Source organism: Succiniclasticum ruminis DSM 9236, from assembly GCF_900112895.1.
GTDB classification, from domain to species: domain Bacteria; phylum Bacillota; class Negativicutes; order Acidaminococcales; family Acidaminococcaceae; genus Succiniclasticum; species Succiniclasticum ruminis.
In genome coordinates this window covers 64798-88178 of record NZ_FONL01000001.1, presented here as the reverse complement: position 1 = coordinate 88178, position 23381 = coordinate 64798, and the positions used below count along the sequence as shown (strand labels likewise).

General features: G+C 50.1%; 25 protein-coding genes, 5 tRNA genes and 1 other annotated feature. All 30 genes read left to right on the top strand.

All coding sequences use genetic code 11. The features are described from left to right. Nucleotides 1-15: 15 nt before the first annotated feature. Nucleotides 16-1119, top strand: a complete 1104-nt coding sequence (locus BM159_RS00490; protein WP_093912307.1) for a 6-phosphofructokinase — start codon at nt 16-18, stop codon at nt 1117-1119. Between the two features lie 127 nt (nt 1120-1246). Further along, nucleotides 1247-1322: transfer RNA gene (locus tag BM159_RS00485), tRNA-Thr, on the top strand. A gap of 12 nt (nt 1323-1334) precedes the next feature. Then, nucleotides 1335-1419 (top strand) — tRNA-Tyr (locus BM159_RS00480). Nucleotides 1420-1425: 6 nt separating this feature from the next. Further along, nucleotides 1426-1501, top strand: a tRNA-Met gene (locus BM159_RS00475). A 10-nt stretch (nt 1502-1511) separates the two neighbouring features. Continuing rightward, nucleotides 1512-1587: transfer RNA gene (locus tag BM159_RS00470), tRNA-Thr, on the top strand. An 8-nt stretch (nt 1588-1595) separates the two neighbouring features. Continuing rightward, a tRNA-Met gene (locus BM159_RS00465) sits at nt 1596-1672 on the top strand. A gap of 212 nt (nt 1673-1884) precedes the next feature. Further along, on the top strand, nt 1885-2034 hold the full coding sequence (gene rpmG, locus BM159_RS00460) for a 50S ribosomal protein L33 (RefSeq protein WP_093912306.1): 150 nt from the start codon (nt 1885-1887) through the stop codon (nt 2032-2034). Between the two features lie 40 nt (nt 2035-2074). Then, nucleotides 2075-2299, top strand: a complete 225-nt coding sequence (gene secE, locus BM159_RS00455) for a preprotein translocase subunit SecE (RefSeq protein WP_093912305.1) — start codon at nt 2075-2077, stop codon at nt 2297-2299. Nucleotides 2300-2338: 39 nt separating this feature from the next. Next, entirely contained in the window at nt 2339-2944 is a 606-nt protein-coding gene (nusG, locus tag BM159_RS00450) for a transcription termination/antitermination protein NusG (protein ID WP_093912304.1), read from the top strand. Nucleotides 2945-2962: 18 nt separating this feature from the next. Continuing rightward, entirely contained in the window at nt 2963-3388 is a 426-nt protein-coding gene (gene rplK / locus BM159_RS00445; protein WP_093729274.1) for a 50S ribosomal protein L11, read from the top strand. A gap of 57 nt (nt 3389-3445) precedes the next feature. Further along, a complete protein-coding gene (rplA, locus tag BM159_RS00440; protein WP_093912303.1) occupies nt 3446-4150 on the top strand; it encodes a 50S ribosomal protein L1 in 705 nt (234 codons plus the stop codon). 18 nt (nt 4151-4168) lie between these two features. Beyond that, nucleotides 4169-4313 (top strand) — a sequence feature (ribosomal protein L10 leader region). A 37-nt stretch (nt 4314-4350) separates the two neighbouring features. Continuing rightward, nucleotides 4351-4881: a 50S ribosomal protein L10 gene (gene rplJ / locus BM159_RS00435; RefSeq protein WP_093912302.1), complete on the top strand. Its 531-nt coding sequence runs from the start codon at nt 4351-4353 to the stop codon at nt 4879-4881. Between the two features lie 76 nt (nt 4882-4957). Further along, complete coding sequence (rplL, locus tag BM159_RS00430; RefSeq protein WP_093912301.1) at nt 4958-5332, top strand: 50S ribosomal protein L7/L12; 375 nt, start codon at nt 4958-4960, stop codon at nt 5330-5332. 321 nt (nt 5333-5653) lie between these two features. Then, complete coding sequence (rpoB, locus tag BM159_RS00425; protein ID WP_093912300.1) at nt 5654-9442, top strand: DNA-directed RNA polymerase subunit beta; 3789 nt, start codon at nt 5654-5656, stop codon at nt 9440-9442. Nucleotides 9443-9460: 18 nt separating this feature from the next. Continuing rightward, complete coding sequence (rpoC, locus tag BM159_RS00420; protein WP_177205830.1) at nt 9461-13495, top strand: DNA-directed RNA polymerase subunit beta'; 4035 nt, start codon at nt 9461-9463, stop codon at nt 13493-13495. Between the two features lie 307 nt (nt 13496-13802). Next, nucleotides 13803-14054, top strand: coding sequence for a ribosomal L7Ae/L30e/S12e/Gadd45 family protein (locus BM159_RS00415; protein ID WP_093912299.1), 252 nt, complete (start codon nt 13803-13805; stop codon nt 14052-14054). Nucleotides 14055-14118: 64 nt separating this feature from the next. Further along, entirely contained in the window at nt 14119-14499 is a 381-nt protein-coding gene (gene rpsL, locus BM159_RS00410) for a 30S ribosomal protein S12 (RefSeq protein ID WP_093729261.1), read from the top strand. Between the two features lie 62 nt (nt 14500-14561). Next, nucleotides 14562-15032: a 30S ribosomal protein S7 gene (gene rpsG / locus BM159_RS00405; RefSeq protein WP_093729260.1), complete on the top strand. Its 471-nt coding sequence runs from the start codon at nt 14562-14564 to the stop codon at nt 15030-15032. A 37-nt stretch (nt 15033-15069) separates the two neighbouring features. Next, entirely contained in the window at nt 15070-17178 is a 2109-nt protein-coding gene (gene fusA / locus BM159_RS00400; RefSeq protein ID WP_093912298.1) for an elongation factor G, read from the top strand. A gap of 62 nt (nt 17179-17240) precedes the next feature. Next, a complete protein-coding gene (gene tuf, locus BM159_RS00395; RefSeq protein WP_093912297.1) occupies nt 17241-18434 on the top strand; it encodes an elongation factor Tu in 1194 nt (397 codons plus the stop codon). A 181-nt stretch (nt 18435-18615) separates the two neighbouring features. Beyond that, complete coding sequence (rpsJ, locus tag BM159_RS00390) at nt 18616-18927, top strand: 30S ribosomal protein S10 (protein ID WP_093729257.1); 312 nt, start codon at nt 18616-18618, stop codon at nt 18925-18927. Between the two features lie 13 nt (nt 18928-18940). Then, nucleotides 18941-19579 (top strand): 50S ribosomal protein L3, encoded by a 639-nt coding sequence (gene rplC, locus BM159_RS00385; RefSeq protein WP_093912296.1) that lies wholly within the window; start codon nt 18941-18943, stop codon nt 19577-19579. A 29-nt stretch (nt 19580-19608) separates the two neighbouring features. Then, entirely contained in the window at nt 19609-20238 is a 630-nt protein-coding gene (rplD, locus tag BM159_RS00380; RefSeq protein WP_093912295.1) for a 50S ribosomal protein L4, read from the top strand. Next, complete coding sequence (gene rplW / locus BM159_RS00375; protein WP_093912294.1) at nt 20238-20528, top strand: 50S ribosomal protein L23; 291 nt, start codon at nt 20238-20240, stop codon at nt 20526-20528. The genes rplD and rplW overlap by 1 nt, the downstream gene beginning before the upstream one ends. 13 nt (nt 20529-20541) lie before the next feature. After that, on the top strand, nt 20542-21372 hold the full coding sequence (gene rplB / locus BM159_RS00370) for a 50S ribosomal protein L2 (RefSeq protein WP_093912293.1): 831 nt from the start codon (nt 20542-20544) through the stop codon (nt 21370-21372). Between the two features lie 25 nt (nt 21373-21397). Continuing rightward, complete coding sequence (gene rpsS, locus BM159_RS00365) at nt 21398-21679, top strand: 30S ribosomal protein S19 (protein WP_093912292.1); 282 nt, start codon at nt 21398-21400, stop codon at nt 21677-21679. Between the two features lie 10 nt (nt 21680-21689). Next, complete coding sequence (gene rplV / locus BM159_RS00360; protein WP_093729251.1) at nt 21690-22022, top strand: 50S ribosomal protein L22; 333 nt, start codon at nt 21690-21692, stop codon at nt 22020-22022. Between the two features lie 27 nt (nt 22023-22049). Beyond that, on the top strand, nt 22050-22721 hold the full coding sequence (rpsC, locus tag BM159_RS00355; protein WP_093912574.1) for a 30S ribosomal protein S3: 672 nt from the start codon (nt 22050-22052) through the stop codon (nt 22719-22721). 1 nt (nt 22722) lies between these two features. Further along, complete coding sequence (gene rplP / locus BM159_RS00350) at nt 22723-23178, top strand: 50S ribosomal protein L16 (RefSeq protein WP_093912291.1); 456 nt, start codon at nt 22723-22725, stop codon at nt 23176-23178. Beyond that, the gene (gene rpmC, locus BM159_RS00345) at nt 23175-23369 is read left to right on the top strand and encodes a 50S ribosomal protein L29 (RefSeq protein WP_093912290.1); all 195 of its coding nucleotides are present in this window, start codon (nt 23175-23177) and stop codon (nt 23367-23369) included. Before rplP ends, rpmC begins: the two co-directional genes overlap by 4 nt. The last annotated feature ends 12 nt before the right edge of the window (nt 23370-23381 follow it).

The window sequence follows — 23381 nt, the reverse complement described above, 5'->3', positions numbered from 1 at the left end:
CGTTTGAGGGGACAAATGATAAATGTGAAAGGGACATTGGCTGTTCTCACCGGGGGCGGCGACTGTCCGGGGCTTAATGCGGTCCTGAACGCGGTGGTTAAGGCTGCGTTGGGACACGGATATCAGATTTATGGTGTTGAAAACGGCTTTAACGGGCTGATCAAGAACAGAATGAAACTCCTGACCTATGATGATGTGTCAGGTATTTTGCCGCGGGGCGGCACGGTTTTGGGAACTACCAACCGGGATAACCCGTTTAAGTTTGCGCATATTGAAAAAGACGGTTCTGTTACTTATACAGATGAAAGTGAAACGATTGTAAAGAATCTGGCAAAACGCGGGATCGAAACGCTGATTGTGATTGGCGGGGACGGCAGTCTGGCTATCGGCGCCCAGCTTTCCCGGGAATGCGGCGTAAAAGTAATCGGTGTTCCCAAAACGATAGATAATGACCTGCCCTGCACGGAACGTACTTTCGGTTTTGATACTGCCATGGCGGTAGCCACTGAGGCTGTCGACCGTCTGCATACTACGGCGGAATCCCACCACAGGATCATGATCCTGGAAGTCATGGGCCGGTATGCCGGCTGGATCGCCCTTCATTCCGGTGTCGCAGGCGGGGCGGATGTAATTTTGATTCCGGAAATACCCTATCATCTGGATGCCGTGGCGAAGAAAATCCTCAAACGCCAGCAGGAAGGAAAGATGTTCAGCATCATCGTTGTGGCGGAAGGAGCTAAACCGGAAGGCGGCGAAATGACGGTGGCCCGTATTGTCAAAGACAGTTTTGAGCCGATCCGCCTGGGAGGGGTTGGCAATAAGCTGGCCCAGCAATTGGAAGAGCTGACCGGGATTGAAGCGCGCAGCACGATTTTAGGTTATTTACAGAGAGGCGGTTCGCCGACTGCCTTTGACCGGGTTTTATGTACCCGGTACGGCGTGGCTGCCATAGAAGCGTGCATTGCAGGGAATTTTGATGTTATGGTTTCCCTCCACAATGATTCGATCGGTACGGTTCCCCTGCAGGAAGCGGGAGGAAAACCCAGGTCCGTCACTCCGGACAATGAAATTGTCCAGGCTGCAAGAAGCATCGGAATTTGCTTTGGCGATGAAGAATAGGTGTTACCGGGACGCACCTGTTTATGCAGGTGCGTCTTTATTTTTTGGGTTATTGTCAAGAAAGTTATAAAAAACAGTTGACAAACTCTTCGGTTTCATGTATTATACTTACTGTCACTGAAATCATGCTGACATAGCTCAACAGGCAGAGCAACGGTTTTGTAAACCGTAGGTTGTAGGTTCGATTCCTATTGTCAGCTCCAGAAGGTTTTAATGGAGGGGTTCCCGAGTGGCTAAAGGGAGCAGACTGTAAATCTGCCGCGTTTCGCTTCGTTGGTTCGAATCCAACCCCCTCCACCATTTTATCGCGGGGTGGAGCAGTTGGTAGCTCGTCGGGCTCATAACCCGAAGGTCGCTGGTTCAAATCCGGCCCCCGCAACCATAATGATGATGCTGATGTAGCTCAGATGGTAGAGCGCATCCTTGGTAAGGATGAGGTCACCAGTTCAATCCTGGTCATCAGCTCCATTATATAAGGCGGCATAGCTCAGTTGGCCAGAGCAAGCGGTTCATACCCGCTGTGTCCGCGGTTCAAATCCGTGTGCCGCCACCATTTGAAATAAAGGCTCATGCAAATTTTTGCGTGAGCTTTTTTATACATTATTTTGGAAAGCCCTGATCGGTTCATCTTTAAATGTATGAACTCTTTTGATCAGTGTTTTCTTAAATATTTGTAATTTTATTGACAGAAAAAGGTAACTGTGGTATTATCATTCAGTGACAATTTGATTTGCTGTATTTTAGAGTTCGAAAGAGGTGGCAAGAATGCGTGTGTTGATTACTTTGGCCTGCACCGAGTGCAAACAGAGGAATTATCAGACAAACAAAAACAAAAAGAATGATCCCGATCGCATCGAGATTAAAAAGTATTGCAAATTCTGCAAAAAGCATACTACCCATAAGGAAACCAAATAATTTTTATTTGGAAGTGTCTTGATAGCAAGGATGTGAAATAATGACCGTTCCGGAAACTACTACGACGAACGAAGTAGGCTCGGTGGAGAAGGTTACGGGGTTCATCAAAGAATCAAAGGCAGAATTGCAAAAGGTTACCTGGCCGACACGGCAGGAACTGTTTATGAATACTATTGTAGTATTGATTGCGGTAGTGCTGGTAGCAGTTTGTATCTGGGTAGCCGATACGTTCTTCTCTGTTCTGATCAGAACCATCTTACGGTAAGGAGTACAAGGAGGAAGGGAGAGAACTCCCGCTGAAAAAATGGACGAAAATAAAAATGCTGAAACGCTGGAAAAAGGAAAACGGCATTGGTATGTCATCCATACTTATTCCGGATACGAGAATAAGGTCAGCGCAAATCTGGAACGTAAGGTTCATTCTCTGGGCATGAGCGACAGGATCTTTCATATTATGATCCCGATGGAGAATGAAGTAGTAGCCGATGAAAACGGTGCCAAACGGATCGTGACCCGTAAGGTTTTCCCGGGTTATGTGTTGGTTGAGATGATCATCGATGACCGCACCTGGTATGTGGTCAGGAACACACCCGGCGTAACGGGGTTTGTGGGTCCTGATAACAAGCAGCCGGTTCCGCTGTCAGATGAAGAAGTCAAACGGATCATGGCCGGCAGCATTAACGGCCAGGGGTTGCAGGAAGAGGAACCTGCCGACCGGCCGAAGGCGAAACCCCAGATTAATTTGCAATTACAACAGAGAGTCCGCTTAAAAACAGGTCCTTTCTCCAATTTTGAAGGCGTTGTTTCGGCAATTGACAGAGAACGCGGGAAACTGAAGGTTCTGGTTGATATGTTTGGCCGCGAAACTCCTGTTGATATTGATTATACCCAAGTGGAAGAAATTGAATGATAAGGAGGTGTAAGAAACATGGCAAAGAAAGTTGCTAAGGTTGTAAAGTTACAGGTTCCTGGCGGTAAAGCTACTCCGGCACCTCCGGTTGGTCCTGCACTGGGCCAGGCTGGCGTTAACATTATGGCTTTTGTAAAGGACTTCAATGCCCGTACAGCACAGCAGGCTGGTTTGATCATCCCTGTTGAGATCACGGTGTATGAAGACCGTTCCTTTACATTTATTACCAAGACCCCGCCTGCAGCGGTGCTGCTGAAAAAAGCGGCTGGCCTGGAAAAAGCTTCCGGCGAACCCAACAAGAAAAAAGTAGCTACATTGCCCCGCGCCAAAGCCCGTGAAATTGCGGAAAGCAAGATGGCGGACCTGAATGCGGCCGATGTGGAAGCAGCAACCCGTATGATTGAAGGCACAGCCCGCAGCATGGGCATTGTAATTACTGACTGACCGTCAGTTTAATGAGTGGGAGGCGGAAGCCGTTCGGACCACAAGGAGGAAATTATAATGGCAAAGAAACACGGTAAAAAGTACGTTGACGCGTTAAAACTGATTGATGAGACTAAACTCTATTCCCCGAAAGAAGCAGTTGAGCTGGTAAAGAAAACCGTAGTTACCAAGTTTGACAGTTCTGTAGAAGCCTCTTTCCGTCTGGGTATCAATCCGAAATACGCTGACCAACAGGTACGCGGCGCGATGGTGCTGCCTCACGGAACCGGCAAATCCAAAAAGGTTCTGGTATTTGCGGAAGGCGCGAAGGCCGAGGAAGCAAAAGCTGCCGGCGCGGATTATGTTGGCGGGGATGACCTGGTAGCAAAAATTCAGGGCGGCTGGTTTGACTTTGAAGTCTGCGTAGCGACCCCGAATATGATGGGCAAGGTTGGCCGTCTTGGTAAACTGCTGGGCCCCAAAGGGTTAATGCCTAACCCGAAAGTTGGCACCGTTACCATGGACGTGACCAAAGCACTCAACGAGATCAAAGCCGGTAAAGTAGAGTACCGTGCTGACAAAGCCGGTAACGTACAGGCTATGATCGGTAAATCTTCCTTCTCGGAAGAAGCCCTTCTGGATAACTACATTGCGTTAGTTACTACTTTGATTAAAGTAAAACCGTCCGGAGCCAAAGGCCAGTACATTAAATCTGTTACCTTATCTACTACGATGGGACCTGGCATCAAGATTGATGTGCTCAAAGCGGACAGCGCAAAATAATCCGGAACACAAATTTTAAATCAGAAGATAATCGGGCCACAGACAGCAGGTGCGTAAGCGCAAGTGCAGCAGTGTACGCCTGCCGAGGCTGGAGACGTTAAAGATAGATCAGTTCTTTCACGACCTCCGGCTGCTACGGCCGAGAGGTCTTTTTGATTTATAAAAGTAAGTCAAAATCTGAAAGAAGGAGGTGCAACTCATTGAAAACAAAAGCAGAGAAACAGGCTCAGTTAGCTGAGATTAAAAATGTTCTTGCTGAAGCTAAAGGAGCAGTGTTAGTTGACTTCAGCGGTCTTACCGTTGCGGAAGATACAGAACTGCGCCGTAAGGTTCGCGAAGCCGGTGCTACCTACACCGTTTACAAGAACACCTTGATTGCTCTGGCCGCAAAAGAATACGGCCTGGACGCCCTGACTCCCGTACTGGAGAAAAACACTGCAATCTGCTCTTCTGCCAAAGATGCGGTAGCAGCCTGCAAAGTAATCTGTGATTTTGTAAAAGATCACAAAAAGATGCAGCTGAAGGCCGGCGTTGTAGAAGGCAAAGTGATTTCTGTTGACGAGGTTAAGGCAGTTGCTGCGTTGCCGCCGAAAGAAGTGCTGGTTGCCAAAATGCTGGGCAGCCTGAACGCCCCGATTTCCGGTCTGGTTCGCACACTCAACGGTACCGTTGCAAAAATCGTGTACGCATTGGATGCTGTGCGCGAACAAAAAGAAAAACAATCTGCGTAATGCATGATTGAGAAGATTTTTTGATAGTTAAAAACCATAAAATTTTAAAAATAATTGATAAATGGAGGAAATTATAATGAATAAAGATCAGATTATTGAAGCAATTGAGAAAATGACCGTATTAGAGCTGGCTGAACTGGTTAAAGCTCTGGAAGAAAAATTTGGCGTATCCGCTGCCGCTCCGGTAGCTGTTGCTGCTGCTGGCGCTGCTCCGGCTGCTGCTGCTGCTGAAGAAGAACAGACCGAATTCGACGTTATCCTGAAAGAAGCTGGTCAGGGCAAGATCAACGTTATCAAAGCTGTTCGTGAAATCACCGGCCTGGGCCTGAAAGAAGCTAAAGCTCTGGTTGACGGCGCTCCGAAAGCTGTTAAAGAAAAAGTTTCCAAAGCTGACGCTGACGATGCCAAAGCAAAACTGGAAGCTGCTGGCGCAACTGTTGAAATTAAATAATTTGACTGTACGTCATCAGGACCGGTCCCCAAGGGGGCCGGTCTTTTTTTGTTTAAAAAACCTGTTGACAAATTCCTGATGCTTGTGGTATCATTATTTACCACAATTATGCTTTTTGTGTTTGTGACCAAAATGCAGGCTTGACTACAACGGCCAGATAGTGTAGTGGTTCACATCGGCTGCCATATCGTAGGGATGAAGTACGTTCGTCTGATCTGAATAACAGGGTGATCTTGCGGTAAGAACCTTGTTTTTTTTGGCTTTGGACAACGTGCATAGTTTTGTATTGCCTGACTTATATAACAAGGAGTGAAGACCTACATGTTTAAACCGGTTCAGACAGGTGACAGGACCCGGTATAGCTTTGGCAAAATTAAAGAAGTTTTGCCAATGCCTCATTTGATTGACCTGCAGAGGAAATCCTATGAGTGGTTCATGAGCGATGGGCTGAATGAGATTTTCCACGATATTTCCCCTATAAAAGATTTTAACGGGAATCTGGAACTCTCTTTCCAGAGCTTTGAAATCGGTGAGCCAAAATATACCATTGAAGAGTGTAAGGAACGGGACGCTTCTTATTCTGCGCCGTTGAATGTCAATGTTCATCTGCTGTATAAAGATACGGGAGAAATTAAGGAATCCCGTGTGTTTATGGGCGATTTTCCTTTGATGACCCCCACGGGAACCTTTGTCATTAACGGGGCGGAGCGTGTCATTGTCAGTCAGCTGGTTCGTTCCCCCGGGGTTTATTACGATAAGATGATGGATCCCAGCGCGATTTTTCTCTATGGGACCACTGTAATCCCGAACCGTGGCGCATGGATTGAATTTGAAACGGATTTAAACCATGTGATTTATGCGCGTGTGGACAGGACCCGTAAGGTTCCCGCCACTGTGCTCCTGCGGGCCATGGGGATGGAATCCAATGAAGAAATTTTAACCTTCTTTGGCGATACCCAGATTGAAAACCATACGGAAGACGGAACCGAGATTATTGAAGCGGTAAAGGCAACGCTGGAAAAAGACAGTACGACGAATTGCGAAGAAGCGATGATCGAACTGTATAAAAAGCTGCGCCCCGGTGAACCGCCTGCCTTTGAAAATGCCAAGCAGCTCATCGAGCAGACGTTCTTTGACAGCAAACGCTATGACCTGGCCTATGTAGGCCGTTATAAGCTGAACAAGAAATTAGGCTGGAGAAACCGGCTGGAAAACTGTGTGCTGGCAGAGCCGCTGGTTGATAAGGAAACCGGTGAAATCATCGTTCCGGAAGGAACGCTGATGACGGGCGAAGTGCTGGATAAGGTGGAAGAGAGCCAGGTTTACAAGGAATACGGACTCTACCAGCTGAAAATTAAAGAATTAAGCGGGAAGGTTCTGCGCATCGTCTTTACGTCCGGCATTCCCGAATCTCTCCGCACGATTACCAGGGAAGATATTTTTGCCGCATTCGGCTATCTTCTGAACGTAATGGACGGACATGGCGAAAAAGACGATATCGACCATCTGGGAAACCGCCGTGTCCGCTGCGTTGGCGAACTTTTACAGAACCAGTTCCGCATCGGCCTGGCCCGTATGGAACGTGTGGTAAAAGAACGCATGACCATTCAGGACGTAGATGTGATCACTCCCCAGGCGCTGATCAACATCCGTCCGGTAGTGGCTGCTATTAAAGAATTCTTCGGCAGCAGCCAGCTTTCCCAGTTTATGGACCAGAACAATCCGCTGGCAGAGCTGACCCACAAACGCCGTCTTTCTGCACTGGGACCCGGCGGTCTGTCCCGTGAAAGGGCCGGCTATGAAGTCCGTGACGTTCACAACTCCCATTATGGACGCATGTGCCCGATTGAGACCCCTGAAGGTCCTAACATCGGTTTGATCGGTTCCCTTTCAACTTTTGCGGTTATCAACAAGTTCGGTTTTATTGAAACGCCTTACCGCAAAGTAGACAAAGTGCATAAACGCGTTACCAATGAAATTGAATACCTGACTGCGGACGAAGAAGATAAATATATCGTGGCGCAGGCCAACGAACCTCTGGACGATGACGGATATTTCCTGGGCGAACGTGTTACGGCCCGCCGTAAGAACGACGTTCTCAGCATCCGCCCGGAACGGGCGGATTATATGGACGTATCGCCTAAACAGGTAGTCTCGATCGCAACGGCCCTGATCCCGTTCCTGGAACACGATGATGCTAACCGCGCGCTGATGGGCGCCAACATGCAGCGTCAGGCAGTACCTCTGCTGACTCCGCAGGCACCTGTCGTCGGTACCGGTATGGAATACAAGGTGGCAACCGACTCCGGCAACTGCATTTTGGCAAAACATGCCGGCGAAGTCATCCGGGTAACCGGCGACGAGATCCAGATCCGTACGGATAATGGCGATATTGATCATTATGAAGTCTTAAAATTTAAACGTTCCAACCAGAGCACCTGTGTCAACCAGAAACCGATCGTTTTCAAAGGCGATTATGTGAAGGCCGGACAGGTACTGGCAGACGGTCCCGCTACTGATAAGGGTGAACTGGCGCTGGGCCATAACGTTATCGTAGCTTACATGCCCTGGGAAGGTTATAACTACGAAGACGCGATCCTGCTTTCCGAAGACCTGGTACGGGATGACACGTACACGTCTATTCATATTGAAGAGTACACCTGTGACGCGCGGGACACGAAACTGGGGCCTGAGGAGATAACCTGTGAGATCCCGAATGTTTCCGATAAAGCCGTCGCAAATCTGTGCAATGATGAAAACGACAAAGATTATATAGGTGTTATCAGAATAGGTACCGAGGTTCGCCCCGGCGATATTCTGGTTGGCAAAATTACGCCTAAAGGGGAAACGGAATTATCCGCGGAAGAACGTCTGGTAAGAGCGGTATTTAATGAAAAAGCCCGCGAAGAACGGGACAGCTCCCTGCGCGTTCCCCATGGGGAATCCGGTATTGTAGTGGATACGAAGGTATTTACCCGTGAAAACGGCGGAGAACTGCCGCCCGGAGTAAACAAACAGGTCCGCATCCAGATTGCGCAGAAACGTAAGATCCGCGCCGGTGACAAGATGTCCGGCCGTCACGGAAACAAGGGCGTAGTATCCCGTATTTTACCGCGGGAAGATATGCCGTTCCTGCCTAACGGCGAACCGGTCCAGATCGTTCTGAACCCGTTAGGCGTTCCTTCCCGTATGAATATCGGCCAGATTCTGGAAACCCATCTGGGATGGGCTGCCCTGGCTTTAGGTATGAAAATCCAGCGGAAAGAAGCCGGCATTGGCGAGCAACTGGAAAGCACCGGTTATGACCGTGCCCAGTACGGTATGCCAAAGCTGACAGATATCGGGTATGCAGGAAATTCAAAACTGAGCGCGGTCAAAATGGCTGTTCCTGTATTTGACAGTGCCAACGAAGAAGACCTGCAGAATATGGTGAAGCTGTCCGGCGTAAGCCCGATGGGCAAAACGATCCTTTATGACGGCCGCACCGGCGAGCCTTTTGCCAACCCCGTAACCGTCGGCTGTGTGTATATGCTGAAACTGCATCATCTGGTAGACGACAAGATCCATGCCCGGTCTACCGGCCCGTACTCCCTGGTTACCCAGCAGCCCCTGGGCGGCAAAGCCCAGTTTGGCGGGCAGCGTTTCGGTGAAATGGAAGTCTGGGCGCTGGAAGCATATGGTGCTGCATACACGTTGCAGGAAATCCTGACGGTAAAATCCGACGATGTAGTAGGGCGTGTAAAAACGTATGAATCCATCGTTAAAGGCGAAAACATTCCGGAACCCGGCGTTCCCGAATCCTTTAAGGTACTGGTAAAAGAACTGCAGAGCATCGGTCTGGATATCCGGGTGCTGGATGAAGACGGTGAAGACATTTCCCTGCAGGAAGAAGAGGAAGATGTAGTGGAAGCTTCCCCGGAAACCATTGCTGAGCTGCAGGGTGAAGGCCAGACCGTCATTCCGGACGCCCCAAGGGAATCTACCGCCTATAATGAAGATGAAGAATATAATGGTACCGAACAGGAAGAAGAAGACAGCATTGCCGACTTAGGCAATCTGAGCGAAACGACACTCGAAGAACTGTCCGGTCCTGCTGATGATATTAATTAAGAAGGGAGCGAGGGATTCTTGTTAGACGTTAACAATTTTAATTCCATGCGCATTGGGCTTGCTTCTCCGGAACTGATCCGTTCGTGGTCTTATGGGGAAGTAAAAAAGCCTGAAACCATTAACTACAGAACATTGAAACCCGAAACAGACGGTCTGTTCTGTGAAAGAATCTTTGGCCCCATTAAGGACTGGGAGTGTCATTGCGGAAAATATAAACGCATCCGTTACAAAGGGATCGTCTGCGACAAATGCGGCGTTGAGGTAACCCGTTCCAAGGTCCGCCGTGACAGGATGGGTCATATTGAGCTGGCGGCGCCGGTTTCCCATATCTGGTATTTTAAAGGAATTCCCAGCCGTATGGGCCTGATCCTGGATGTTTCTCCCCGGAGCCTGGAAAGAGTTTTGTATTTTGTAAACTATATTGTTCTGGATCCTGGCGATACCCCGTTAGAGAAAAAACAGCTGCTGACAGAAGCGGAATATATGAGCGCCCGGGACAAGTACGGCGATCAGTTCCGCGCGGAGATGGGTGCTTCCGCTGTTAAAGAACTGCTGGAGGAGATTGATATTCCGGCGCTGGTTGACGAACTGCGGGAAGAGATGAAGGACGCTACCGGTCAGAAGAAGGTTCGTGTTGTACGCCGTCTGGAAGTCGCGGAAGCGTTCCTGAAATCCGGCAATAAGCCGTCCTGGATGATTCTGGATGTGGTTCCTGTTATTCCTCCGGACCTGCGTCCTATGGTACAGCTCGACGGCGGGCGTTTCGCGACCAGTGACCTGAACGATCTGTACCGCCGCGTAATCAACCGCAATAACCGGTTAAAACGCTTGCTGGAGCTGCATGCGCCTGACATCATTGTCCGCAATGAAAAACGTATGCTGCAGGAAGCGGTTGATGCGCTGATCGACAACGGCCGCCGTGGCCGCCCGATTGTGGGCCCCGGCAACCGTCCTCTGAAATCCCTGTCTGATATGCTGAAAGGCAAGCAGGGACGTTTCCGCCAGAACCTGCTGGGCAAACGCGTCGACTATTCCGGCCGTTCTGTAATCGTGGTAGGTCCCGAGATGAAGATGCACCAGTGCGGCCTGCCGAAAGAAATGGCGTTGGAACTTTTCAAACCTTTCGTTATGAAACGTTTGCAGGATAACGATCCCGCCCTGAATATCCGTGCCGCAAAACGCATGGTAGAACGGGCGACTCCGGAAGTATGGGATGTCCTGGAAGAAGTTATCAAAGAGCATCCGGTACTCCTGAACCGCGCACCGACGCTGCACCGTCTGGGCATCCAGGCATTTGAGCCGGTTCTGACCGAAGGACGTGCCATCACGCTGCATCCGCTGGTTTGCACTGCGTATAATGCCGACTTTGACGGTGACCAGATGGCTGTCCATCTGCCCCTGTCTGTAGAGGCGCAGGCGGAAGCCCGTCTGATGATGATGTCCGTGAATAATATCCTGGCTCCGAAAGACGGCAAACCGGTAGCGGTACCTACGCAGGATATGGTTCTGGGCGCGTATTACATGACGATTGAGCGTCCCGGCGCAAAAGGGGAAGGCAATCGCTACAGCAGTCTGCATGAAGCCCTGATGGCTTATTATCATAAATATCTTGATCTGCAGGCAAAGATCTGGATCCTGATTCCCAATGCAGATATTGTTGAGGAGCCGGAAAACGAAGGCATGAGCCTGGTCGAAACCACCATCGGCAATGCAATTTATAATGAAGAACTGCCGAAGGAACTGCGCTTCTTCAGCAAACGGAAAAACGAAGAAACCGGTGAAGAATACTGGCATCTGGGTCAGCTGATCACCAAAAAGGAACTGGGCAAGCTGGTTGCCAAAGCGCATAAGCTTTTCGGCAATCTGGGCACTGCCAATGTATTGGATATTGTGAAGAAAATGGGCTATGATAATGCCTGCAATTCCGGTATTTCCATCGCAGTATCCGATATCCATGTACCACCTGGAAAGCAGGAAATTATCCAGACTTCGGAAAAACAGGTTGACCAGACGGAAGCCATGTACCGCCGCGGTCTGATGACGGACGATGAACGTTATAAGAAAGTTGTTGAAATCTGGAACAAGGCGACGGATGATGTAGCAGACCTGTTGAAAGAAGCTAACACAGCGGATAAATTTAATCCTATTGCCATGATGGCCGATTCCGGCGCCCGCGGCAGTATTGACCAGATCAAACAGCTGGCCGGTATGCGTGGTTTGATGGCTGATCCTTCCGGACGTATCATTGACCGGCCTGTTAAGTCGAACTTCCGTGAAGGCCTGACGATTTTGGAATACTTTATTTCCAGCCATGGCGCACGTAAAGGTCTGGCGGATACCGCATTGCGTACGGCAGACTCCGGTTACCTGACCCGCCGTCTGGTAGATGTGGCGCAGGATGTCATCGTCCGTGAAGACGACTGCGATATCCACACCTGCAACCTGGTGAAGGAACGGAACCGCCTGTGCAAGGCAGAATTGGGAGCCAGCGCGAAGAAGATCCGTTCAAAAGTAATCAACCGCATGCTGGCAGCAACTATTATTAATGAAGAAACCGGCGCGCCGATTGTGGAATCCGATACCATCATCACCAATGATGTTTACAATCGTCTGATGGACGCGAAGGTAACTTCGATCAGCATCTATGTTCCGAATGGCGAAGGTGACGTTGAAGAAGCCCGTGAAGAGGTTTCTATCAACATCCCTGAAGATTTTGCCAACAGTAAGCTCAAAGATATGCTGATGCATCACTATGCAAATAAGGAAGTTTCCGAAGATGTTGTCAACGGCAGCGGTGAAGTACTGGTCGGTGCCGGCGCCACGCTGACGGAAGCGGATATCGACCGGATTCTGCTGGACGGCACGGTGAGTGAGGTTTCTGTCCGGAATAATGAGATTGACGGAATTGAAATAGAAGCCATCACGGAAAACGGGACGGAAATCGAATCCCTCCACGACCGTATCATCGGCAGGACCCTGGCGGAAGATATCAAAGACGCGGAAGGCAACGTGCTGTTCCACATCAATGAATATATTACGGAAGACATGGCAGATAAGATTGCGGTGATGCGTGACAAAGTCAAGATCCGCACGGTACTGACCTGCAAATCCAAATTCGGTGTCTGCCGCAAATGTTACGGACGCAACCTGGCGACAGACCACAACGTTGACGTCGGTGAAGCAGTGGGTACCATTGCCGCGCAGGCAATCGGTGAACCGGGTACCCAGCTGACCATGCGTACCTTCCATACAGGCGGTGTTGCCGGTGCGGATGATATTACCCAGGGTCTGCCTCGTGTTGAGGAACTGTTTGAAGCCCGCAAGCCCAAACATCCTGGCATTCTGGCAGAAAATGCGGGAACAGTCCACATTGTGGAAGAAGCCGGCCAGAAACAGCGCAAGGTCATCATTACGGGAAGTCCTGAGGATGAAGTGCCGGAACAGACCTACATCATTCCGTACGGCGCCAAGCTGTCTGTGGAGGAAGGCGACGAAGTGGAAGTCGGGGGTCGTCTGACGGAAGGCTCGCTGAATCCCCACGACATTCTGCGGATTCTGGGACCTCAGGCGACACAGCGTTACATTGTGCAGCAGGTACTCAGCGTTTATAAATCTCAGGGCGTAGGCATTAACGATAAACATATCGAGGTAATGGTGCGTCAGATGATGCGCAAGATCCGCATTGAAGACGCTGGAGACACATCTATGCTGCCGGGTGAATATATCGATATCGGCGACTACAACGAGCAGAATGCCATTGCTGTAGCCGAAGGCAAGGAACCGGCAAAAGGACGGCCAATCCTGCTGGGCATCACCAAGGCTTCCCTGGCAACCGATTCGTTCCTGTCAGCGGCTTCCTTCCAGGAGACGACCCGTGTCCTGACCGATGCTGCTATTAAAGGAAAGGTTGATCCGCTGCTGGGCCTGAAGGAAAACGTTATTATCGGCAAACTGATTCCGGCAGGCACCGGAATGAGCCGGTATCGTGATGTCAGGGTGAAATACCTGGCTGATGTGAGCGCAGATGAAATTCCTGTGAACAGGGACAAATAAGCGGCCGGATTTGAAAAAAGTTTTAAGTATGAATAACCGTGGTACTAAACAAAGTACCACGGTTATTTTGTCGTTTCTCCTGTTGTCCTGCCAGCTTTTTAAAGGGGAACGGACAAACATATCACATGAATTGGGAATTTTTTGTTTACTATTTTGAAACACTCGGGTACGTGTAAAAAGAGAATCCCATGAAAACACTGCTTGGCGTAATAAAAAAACTTAAAAAAGTGTTGACACGTTGTGTAAAAGATGTTACAATACACAAGTCTCACGGGATAAGTGCGCTCATTTTTAAGGAGTGAATTCAATGAGTCTGGACGACTTGAAGACAGCCGTGGCCAAGGTTGTAGGAGTTAAGCAGACAGCGAAAGCGCTGCAGAAACAGACGGCCTCAGCCGTGTATATCGCGGCAGATGCGGAGGAACGGATCACTGCTCCCATTAAAGCGGAGTGTGAAAAACAAAACGTCGACTGCCTGGTCGTGGAAAGCATGCAGGCGTTAGGTAAAGCCTGCGGCATCCATGCGGGCGCTTCCGCGGCGGCGATACTGAAACACTGATAGGGATTCCGGAAACGGAATTTTTATAAATACTAAATCTAATTGACAGAAAGGAGGTGCCGATATGCCAACAATCAATCAGCTGATCCGTAAAGGCAGAGAGGTGCTGAAGACCAAATCTACTGCTCCGGCATTAAAAGAATGCCCGCAGAAACGTGGTGTGTGCACCCGTGTATACACCACCACCCCGAAGAAACCTAACTCTGCATTGCGTAAAGTTGCTCGTGTACGTTTAACCAACGGCATCGAAGTAACAGCTTATATTCCGGGTATCGGTCACAATCTGCAGGAACATTCCGTTGTTCTGATCAGGGGCGGCCGTGTAAAGGACCTGCCCGGCGTGCGTTACCATATCATTCGTGGTTCTCTGGATACTGCCGGCGTTGCCAACCGCAACCAGGGCCGTTCCAAGTACGGTGCAAAACGCGCTAAAGCTAAGAAATAATTGATGCGCAAAAACCAAAACTTTTGAGAAATTACGAATTGATATAAAAGGAGTGAAAAAGCATGCCGAGAAAAGGCGCAGTTCCAAAAAGAGACGTACTGCCGGATCCGGTGTACGGTTCTAAATTATTAACCAGATTTATTAATAAAGTAATGCTGGACGGTAAGAAAGGCGTTGCTGAACGCATCGTATATGATGCATTTGACGTAATCCGTTCCAAAACGGGTAAGGATCCGCTGGAAGTTTTTGATACCGCTATGAAGAACGTAATGCCCCTGCTGGAAGTACGGGCGCGGCGCGTGGGCGGTGCGAACTACCAGGTTCCTGTAGAAGTTCGCGCAGACCGCAAAACCACCCTGGGTATCCGCTGGCTGGTAAATTATGCACGCCTCCGTGGTGAAAGAACCATGTGCGAACGCGTAGCCGGCGAAATCATGGATGCTGCCAATGGTACCGGCGCTGCCGTTAAGAAGCGTGAAGATACCCACAAGATGGCCGAAGCAAACAAAGCGTTTGCACATTACCGCTGGTAACGGCCTGTCCTGTTGAACGAGTGAGGAGGATAAAAGAGTGGGCAGACTAATTCCGCTTGAAAGAACAAGAAATATCGGCATCATGGCTCACATCGACGCCGGTAAGACGACCACCACGGAACGCATCCTGTTCTACACCGGTAAGACACATAAGATCGGTGAAGTTCATGACGGCGCAGCCACCATGGACTGGATGGTACAGGAACAGGAACGTGGCATCACGATTACCTCCGCTGCAACCACCTGCATGTGGGAGGGCTCCGAAAAACAGTACGATACGCACCGTATCAACATTATTGATACCCCGGGCCACGTTGACTTCACGGTTGAAGTAGAACGCTCCCTGCGCGTGCTGGACGGAACGATTGCAGTATTTTCTGCCAAAGGCGGCGTAGAACCCCAGTCTGAAACCGTATGGCGTCAGGCTGACGAGTACAAAGTACCGCGTATGGCGTATGTCAATAAGATGGACATCGTCGGCGCTGACTTCTTCCATGTCATGGACATGATGCGGGACCGGCTGAACGCCAACCCGGTTGCCCTTCAGGTGCCCATCGGCTGCGAAGACCAGTTCCAGGGTATGGTTGACCTGATCCGCATGAAAGCCATTGTGTATGGCGACGACATGGGAAAAGACGAAAAGTTCGTTGATATTCCTGCCGAGGTGCTGGAACAGGCTGAAGAATACCGCGGCATTCTGGTGGAAACCGTTGCCGAAGGCGATGACGACCTGATGATGAAATATCTGGAAGGCGAAGAAATCACCAACGAAGAGCTGAAAGCAGCGATTCGTAAAGAAACTATCGAATGCAAACTGAATCCTGTGTTCTGCGGTTCTTCCTATAAGAATAAAGGTATTCAGCCCCTGCTGGACGCAGTTGTGGATTATATGCCGGCTCCGACGGATATCGAGAGCATTAAAGGCATCAATCCGGAAACCGGCGAGGAAGATTCCCGGCCGACTTCCGACAGCGAACCGTTCGCAGCGCTGGCATTCAAGATTGCTACCGACCCCTTTGTCGGCAAGCTGGGATTCTTCCGGGTATATTCCGGCATGATCACCGCAGGTTCCTACGTTTACAATTCTTCCAAAGATAAGCGCGAACGTATGGGCCGCATCCTGCTGATGCATGCTAACCACCGTGAAGAGATTCCGGAAGCGTATTCCGGTGACATTGCGGCTGCTGTAGGCCTGAAGTTTACAACGACCGGCGACACGCTCTGCGATGAAAAAGCTCCGATTATTCTGGAGTCCATGGTGTTCCCCGAACCGGTTATCTCCGTAGCGGTGGAACCCAAGACGAAAGCCGACCAGGAAAAGATGGGCATCGCGCTCCAGAAACTGGCTGAAGAAGATCCGACCTTCAAGGTGCATACGGATCCGGAAACCGCGCAGACCATCATCTCCGGTATGGGCGAGCTTCACCTGGATATCATCGTTGACCGTCTGCTCCGTGAATTCAGAGTAGGCTGCAACGTAGGCAATCCGCAGGTTGCGTATCGTGAAACGATCCGCAAATCGGTTAAGGCGGAAGGCAAGTTCATCCGTCAGTCCGGCGGTAAAGGCCAGTACGGCCACTGCTGGCTGGAAATCACTCCGTTGGAAATGGGCGCGGGCTTTACCTTCGACAACAAAGTCGTGGGCGGCGCGATTCCGAAAGAATATATCGCTCCGATCGAAGCTGGTGTCAAAGAAGCAATGGAAAACGGCGTGGTAGCTGGTTACCCGATGGTAGACATCGGAGTTACCGTGTACGACGGTTCTTACCACGAAGTTGACTCTTCGGAAATGGCCTTCAAGATTGCCGGTTCCATGGGCTTCAAAGCCGGTGCTGAAAAAGCTTCCCCGGTTCTGCTGGAGCCTTATATGAAGGTTGACATCACCGTGCCGGAAGAATACATGGGCGACGTTATCGGCGACGTGAACTCCCGCCGTGGACGCATCGAAGGTATGGAAGCGCGCAACGGCGCACAGGTTATCCACTCTTTCGTACCGCTGGCTTCCATGTTCGGTTATGCAACGGACCTGCGCAGCAAGACCCAGGGCCGTGGCACCTACACCATGCAGGTTGACCACTACGAAGAAGTTCCCAAGAGTATCGCGGACGACATCGTAGCCAAAAACAAAGGCACAAAAGCTGAATAATCAGTTACGCTGATCCTAATAAATTTTTAAATATATTTTAACTTCTAAGGAGGAAGGAAAAAATGGCAAAGGCAAAGTTTGAAAGAACAAAACCGCATGTTAACATCGGCACCATCGGTCACGTTGACCATGGCAAAACCACCCTGACCGCTGCAATCACCAAAGTTCTGGCTGAAAGAGGCGGCGCACAGTTCATGGACTACAGCATGATCGATAAGGCTCCGGAAGAAAGAGAACGTGGTATCACCATCAACACCGCACACGTAGAATACGAGACTGACAAACGTCATTATGCGCATGTTGACTGCCCTGGCCACGCTGACTATGTAAAGAACATGATCACCGGCGCAGCCCAGATGGACGGCGCTATCCTGGTTGTAAGCGCAGCTGACGGCCCGATGCCGCAGACCCGCGAACACATCCTGCTGTCCCGTCAGGTAGGCGTACCTGCTATGGTAGTATACCTGAACAAGGCTGACATGGTTGACGATCCGGAACTGATCGAACTGGTAGAGATGGAAGTTCGTGACCTGCTGAGCAGCTACGAATTCCCCGGCGACGACATTCCTATCGTTGTAGGTTCCGCCCTGAAAGCCCTGGAAGGCGACAAGAGCGAAATCGGCGAAGGCAGCATCCTGAAACTGATGGAAGAAGTAGACAACTACATCCCGACTCCGGAACGCCCGACTGACAAACCGTTCCTGATGCCTGTAGAAGACGTATTCACCATCACCGGCCGCGGCACCGTTGCTACCGGCCGTATCGAACGCGGCGCTGCCCATGTTGGTGACCCCGTTGAAATCGTCGGCATGAAAGACGAGAAGAAAGCTACCGTTATCACCGGTCTGGAAATGTTCCGCAAGACCCTGGACGAAGCGCTGGCAGGCGACAACGTAGGCGCTCTGCTGCGTGGCGTTGACCGCAAAGAAATCGAACGCGGTCAGGTTCTGGCGAAACCGGGCAGCGTACATCCGCACACCCACTTCACCGGCCAGGTTTACGTACTGAAGAAAGAAGAAGGCGGCCGTCATACCCCGTTCTTCAACGGCTATCGTCCGCAGTTCTACTTCCGTACCACCGACGTTACCGGTTCCGTAAAACTGCCGGAAGGCACCGAAATGGTAATGCCTGGCGATAACGTTGACATGGAGATCACCCTGATCACCCCGATCGCTATGGAACAGGGCCTGCGTTTCGCTATCCGCGAAGGCGGTCACACCGTAGGCGCCGGCGTTGTTGGCGATATCATCGACTAATTTTGAATTAAATTTGATCTTAGATCCCGGTATGAGGGGCTTAAGACAGCCCCTCATATTCTTATGTTTATTGGTACCTGCGATGATGTGAAAGGTTGCTTGCCTGTCCTGCCTTGCAGACGGGGAGATTTTCACGGAGTATGTCCGTTCTTAGAAACTGGGCGATTGGAGGAAAAAATTAATGGCTAAGACACAAAAAATCAGAATACGCCTGAAAGCGTATGACCACACCGCTCTGGACCAGAGCGCTGCAAAGATCGTTGAGACGGCGAAACGTACCGGCGCACAGGTTTCCGGCCCGATTCCGCTGCCTACCGAAAAGAACATTTATACGATTCTGCGTTCCCCCCATGTCAACAAAGATTCCCGTGAGCAGTTTGAAATGCGTACTCACAAACGTCTGGTAGACATTCTGGAGCCGACTCCGAAAACGGTTGACGCGCTGATGCGCTTAGACCTGCCGGCCGGCGTAGACATCGAAATCAAACTGTGAGGAGGTGCTGACAATGGCTAAAGGAATTATTGGCAAAAAACTGGGCATGACCCAAATTTTTGAAGCTGATGGCAAGTTCATTCCTGTTACGGTTGTGTTAGCAGGTCCTTGCACTGTAATTCAGAATAAAACGGAAGAAACCGACGGATACAATGCAATCCAGGTTGGTTTCGGCGAAGTAAGCGAGAAGAAAGTGACCAAACCGGAAAAGGGTCATTTCGCAAAAGCAGGTGTTGCTCCTGCTGAATTTGTTAAGGAATTACGTCTGGACGCTCCGTCCGACTTAAAACCGGGTGACGTAATCAAAGCCGACGTATTCGCAGCCGGAGATCTGGTTGACGTAAGCGGCATCAGCCGCGGCAAAGGCTTTGCAGGCACGGTGAAGCGCCACAATTTCGGTCGTGGCCCAATGAAACACGGTTCCAAATCCCATCGTGAACCTGGTTCCATGGGACCGATGCATTCCGGCCCCGGCGGCAGAGTAATCAAAGGCAAAAAACTGCCTGGCCGTATGGGTGGCACGAATGCTACCGTTCAGTCTCTGACCATTGCTAAGGTAGATACTGAACGCAACCTTATCCTTGTACACGGTTCTATTCCCGGTGCTAACGGCACTTGCGTAGTTATCAGGGAAGCCGTTAAAGGTAAGTAATTTAACCGAGAGAAAGGAGGATGCTTCATATGCCGAAGTTATCTGTATATAACATGGCCGGCAAAACTACCGGCGAAGAAATTGAACTGAACGAAGAAGTATTTGGCGTAGAGTTTAATGAACCTGTTGTTCATCAGGCTATCGTAAGACAGCAGTCTAACGAACGCCAGGGCACTTCCGCTACCAAGACCCGCGGCATGGTTCGCGGCGGCGGTCGGAAACCCTGGAGACAGAAAGGAACCGGTCACGCCCGTGTTGGTTCCACCCGCTCTCCTCTGTGGGTAGGCGGCGGCGTTACTTTTGGCCCGCAGCCCCGCAGCTATGTTAAGGATATGCCCCGTAAGGCCCGTCGCCTGGCTATCCGCTGCGCACTGTCCGCTAAAGTTGCGGCAGGCCAGATGGTCATCATCGACAACATTGCTTTCGATGATTTCAAGACCAAACGCACCGTTGAAATGCTGGAAGCTTTTGGCGCTGCTGAAAACAAAACCCTCATCATCACCAACGGTGAGAATGAAAACGTAGAACTGTCCGCACGCAACCTGCGCAAAGTTACCGTCATCAACAACGGCGGTCTGAACTGCTTTGACCTGTTGCACAATAACAAGGTGTTCCTGGACAAGAACGCCGTAGAAAAGATTGAGGAGGTACTTGCATAATGGCTGCTAATCCTCGCGACGTTTTGCTCCGCCCGCTCATCACGGAAAAAACTTCCCTGATGATGCAGGAAAACAAATATACTTTTAAGGTTCCTGTAACCGCTAACAAGACTGAAATCCGCCAGGCTGTGGAATCCATCTGGAATGTAAAGGTTTTATCCGTTACGACAATCCGCGTACACGGTAAAATGAAACGGATGGGCAGAAACATTGGCCGGACATCTGACTATAAAAAGGCAATCGTAAGACTGGCGGAAGGCCAGACACTGCCGATATTTGAAGGAATGTAAGGAGGTAAGCTAAATGGCGATTAAAAGCTACAATCCGTATTCTCCTTCGAGACGTTTCATGACAACGTCTTCCTTCGAAGAGATTACGACTGATAAACCCTATCGTCCGCTTCTTGAGAAGCTGAACAAACACGCCGGCCGCAACAACACCGGTAAAATGACCGTACGTCATCAGGGTGGCGGCACGAAAAGACAGTACCGCATCATTGATTTCAAACGCAACAAAGACGGGATCCCCGCAAAAGTTGCTACCATCGAATACGATCCGAACCGTAATGCCCGCATCGCGCTGCTGCATTATGTAGACGGCGAAAAACGCTACATCCTGGCTCCCCTGGACCTGAAGGTTGGCGACAAAGTGGAAAGCGGTCCGGATGCCGATATCAAAATCGGCAACTGCCTGCCCTTAAAGAACATCCCTGTTGGTACTCTGGTACACAATGTGGAAATGAAAATCGGCAAAGGCGGCCAGATGGCACGCTCTGCCGGTGCGGTAGTACAGCTGATGGCTAAAGAAGGAGATTACGCGCTGCTGCGTCTGCCTTCCGGCGAAGTCCGCAAAGTACATATCAACTGCCGTGCTACTATCGGTCAGGTTGGCAATCTGGAATTTGAAAACCTCACCATCGGTAAAGCGGGCCGTTCCCGCTGGCTGGGCATCCGTCCTGCCAACCGCGGCGTAGTTATGAACCCGAATGACCATCCGCACGGAGGCGGTGAAGGTCACAGCCCTGTAGGACGCAAGCGTCCGGTAACCCCCTGGGGCAAGGCTGCGTTTGGTGTTCGCACCCGCAAGAACAAGAAATCTTCAACTAAGTTAATTTTAAGCCGTAGAACGAAATAATCGTTAAAAGAAAGGAGGCTTATCAGTGTCTAGATCAGTTAAAAAAGGACCTTATGTGCATCCCAGCCTGCTGAAAAAAGTTGATGCACTGAATGCCGCGAATGATAAGAAGGTTGTAAAGACCTGGTCCCGCGCTTCTATGATTTTACCTTCATTTGTAGGACACACCATTGCGGTGCATGACGGACGCAAACATGTTCCGGTATTCATTACCGAGGATATGGTAGGCCATAAATTAGGAGAATTCGCTCCGACCCGTACTTTTAAGGGTCATCAGGATAAGAAAGCAGATACTACAGGAAAGTGAGGAATAAGTAATGGAAGTTAACGCTACTGCAAAATATATCCGCATTGCTCCTCGCAAACTGCGCATTGTTATGAACCTGATCCGCGGTAAAAAAGTGTCTGAAGCTTTCGCAATTTTGAAATTCACTCCGAAAGTTGGCTCTGAAGTTGTGGAAAAGGTGTTGCGCAGCGCGGTTGCCAATGCTGAACATAATAACGATATGAATGTGGACAACCTGTATGTGTCTACCTGCTTTGTAGACCAGGGTCCCACCCTGAAACGTATTCATCCGCGTTCCCGTGGACAGGCGTTCAAAATTTTGAAGCATTCCAGCCACGTGACCGTATGTGTTTCTGAGAAATAATAATCCCGGATAAGGAGGGTAATGATAGTGGGTCAGAAAGTTAATCCGCATGGTCTCCGTGTTGGCGTAATCAAAGGTTGGGAATCCAACTGGTATGCCGACAAAGACTATGAAAAATTCTTACTGGAAGATATTAAAATCCGTGAGTTCATTAAAGAAAAATTATTCCTGTCCGGAATTTCCAAGGTAGATATCGAACGCGCCTCCAACAAGGCCCGCATTACGATCTACACCGCAAAACCGGGCATGGTTATCGGCCGTCAGGGCAGCAACATCGAACTGCTGAAAAAAGACCTGAAAAAGATGACCGATGCAAACGTAGACATCAACATCCAGGAAATCAAACAGCCGGATATGGATGCGACACTGGTTGCTGAAAACATCGCCAGCCAGCTGGAACGCCGTATCGCGTTCCGCCGCGCTATGAAACAGTGCGTTGGCCGCACCATGCGTGTTGGCGCCAAGGGCATCAAAGTTAAAGTTGGCGGCCGTCTGGGCGGCGCTGAAATCGCCCGCAGCGAAAGCTATCGCGAAGGTTCTATCCCGCTGCATACGCTGCGTGCTGACATTGATTACGGCACCGCGGAAGCGCATACAACCTATGGCCGTATCGGCGTAAAGGTCTGGATTTACAAGGGCGAAGTTCTGCCGGGAACCAAAGCGGCAGCCAAGCCTGCATCCGCAAAGGAGGCAAAGTAATATGTTATTACCGAACAGAGTTAAACACCGTAAACAACACAGAGGCCGTATGAAAGGCCGTGCTATGCGGGGCAACACCATCTGCCATGGCGATTTTGGCCTGGTTGCGCTGGAACCTGCCTGGATCACCAACCGTCAGATTGAAGCGGCCCGTATTGCCATGACCCGTTACATCAAACGTGGCGGTCAGGTATGGATTCAGATTTTCCCGGACAAACCTATTACTGCAAAACCGGCTGAAACCCGTATGGGTTCCGGTAAAGGTTCTCCGGAGTACTGGGTAGCAGTAGTAAAACCCGGCCGCGTCCTGTTTGAAATGGGCGGCGTTGGCGAAACCGAAGCAAAAGAAGCTATGCGTCTGGCCGGTCATAAGCTCCCCATCAAGACAAAATTTATGACAAAGGCTCAGTTGGAAGCCGAAACTGCCGTAGAAGCAAAGGGTGGTGAAGCTGAATGAAAATCAATGAAATCAGAGAAATGTCTGCTGAAGATTTAGACAAAAAGTTAGCAGAATTGAAAGAAGAACTGTTCAACTTACGTTTTCAGATGGCAACCGGACAGTGCGAGAATCCCATGAAGATCCGCGAAGTTAAGAAATCCATTGCCAGAATCAAAACCATTCAGCGTCAGAACGAAATCAACGCGTAAGGTTTTGAAGCT

Excerpts from the sequence above, each read along its gene's own strand:
- BM159_RS00490 (WP_093912307.1), top strand. The coding sequence starts at position 16 with ATGATAAATGTGAAAGGGACATTGGCTGTTCTCACCGGGGGCGGCGAC.
- rpmG (WP_093912306.1), top strand. The coding sequence starts at position 1,885 with ATGCGTGTGTTGATTACTTTGGCCTGCACCGAGTGCAAACAGAGGAAT.
- secE (WP_093912305.1), top strand. The coding sequence starts at position 2,075 with ATGACCGTTCCGGAAACTACTACGACGAACGAAGTAGGCTCGGTGGAG.
- nusG (WP_093912304.1), top strand. The coding sequence starts at position 2,339 with ATGGACGAAAATAAAAATGCTGAAACGCTGGAAAAAGGAAAACGGCAT.
- rplK (WP_093729274.1), top strand. The coding sequence starts at position 2,963 with ATGGCAAAGAAAGTTGCTAAGGTTGTAAAGTTACAGGTTCCTGGCGGT.
- rplA (WP_093912303.1), top strand. The coding sequence starts at position 3,446 with ATGGCAAAGAAACACGGTAAAAAGTACGTTGACGCGTTAAAACTGATT.
- rplL (WP_093912301.1), top strand. The coding sequence starts at position 4,958 with ATGAATAAAGATCAGATTATTGAAGCAATTGAGAAAATGACCGTATTA.
- rpoB (WP_093912300.1), top strand. The coding sequence starts at position 5,654 with ATGTTTAAACCGGTTCAGACAGGTGACAGGACCCGGTATAGCTTTGGC.
- BM159_RS00415 (WP_093912299.1), top strand. The coding sequence starts at position 13,803 with ATGAGTCTGGACGACTTGAAGACAGCCGTGGCCAAGGTTGTAGGAGTT.
- rpsL (WP_093729261.1), top strand. The coding sequence starts at position 14,119 with ATGCCAACAATCAATCAGCTGATCCGTAAAGGCAGAGAGGTGCTGAAG.
- rpsG (WP_093729260.1), top strand. The coding sequence starts at position 14,562 with ATGCCGAGAAAAGGCGCAGTTCCAAAAAGAGACGTACTGCCGGATCCG.
- tuf (WP_093912297.1), top strand. The coding sequence starts at position 17,241 with ATGGCAAAGGCAAAGTTTGAAAGAACAAAACCGCATGTTAACATCGGC.
- rpsJ (WP_093729257.1), top strand. The coding sequence starts at position 18,616 with ATGGCTAAGACACAAAAAATCAGAATACGCCTGAAAGCGTATGACCAC.
- rplC (WP_093912296.1), top strand. The coding sequence starts at position 18,941 with ATGGCTAAAGGAATTATTGGCAAAAAACTGGGCATGACCCAAATTTTT.
- rplD (WP_093912295.1), top strand. The coding sequence starts at position 19,609 with ATGCCGAAGTTATCTGTATATAACATGGCCGGCAAAACTACCGGCGAA.
- rplW (WP_093912294.1), top strand. The coding sequence starts at position 20,238 with ATGGCTGCTAATCCTCGCGACGTTTTGCTCCGCCCGCTCATCACGGAA.
- rplB (WP_093912293.1), top strand. The coding sequence starts at position 20,542 with ATGGCGATTAAAAGCTACAATCCGTATTCTCCTTCGAGACGTTTCATG.
- rplV (WP_093729251.1), top strand. The coding sequence starts at position 21,690 with ATGGAAGTTAACGCTACTGCAAAATATATCCGCATTGCTCCTCGCAAA.
- rplP (WP_093912291.1), top strand. The coding sequence starts at position 22,723 with ATGTTATTACCGAACAGAGTTAAACACCGTAAACAACACAGAGGCCGT.
- rpmC (WP_093912290.1), top strand. The coding sequence starts at position 23,175 with ATGAAAATCAATGAAATCAGAGAAATGTCTGCTGAAGATTTAGACAAA.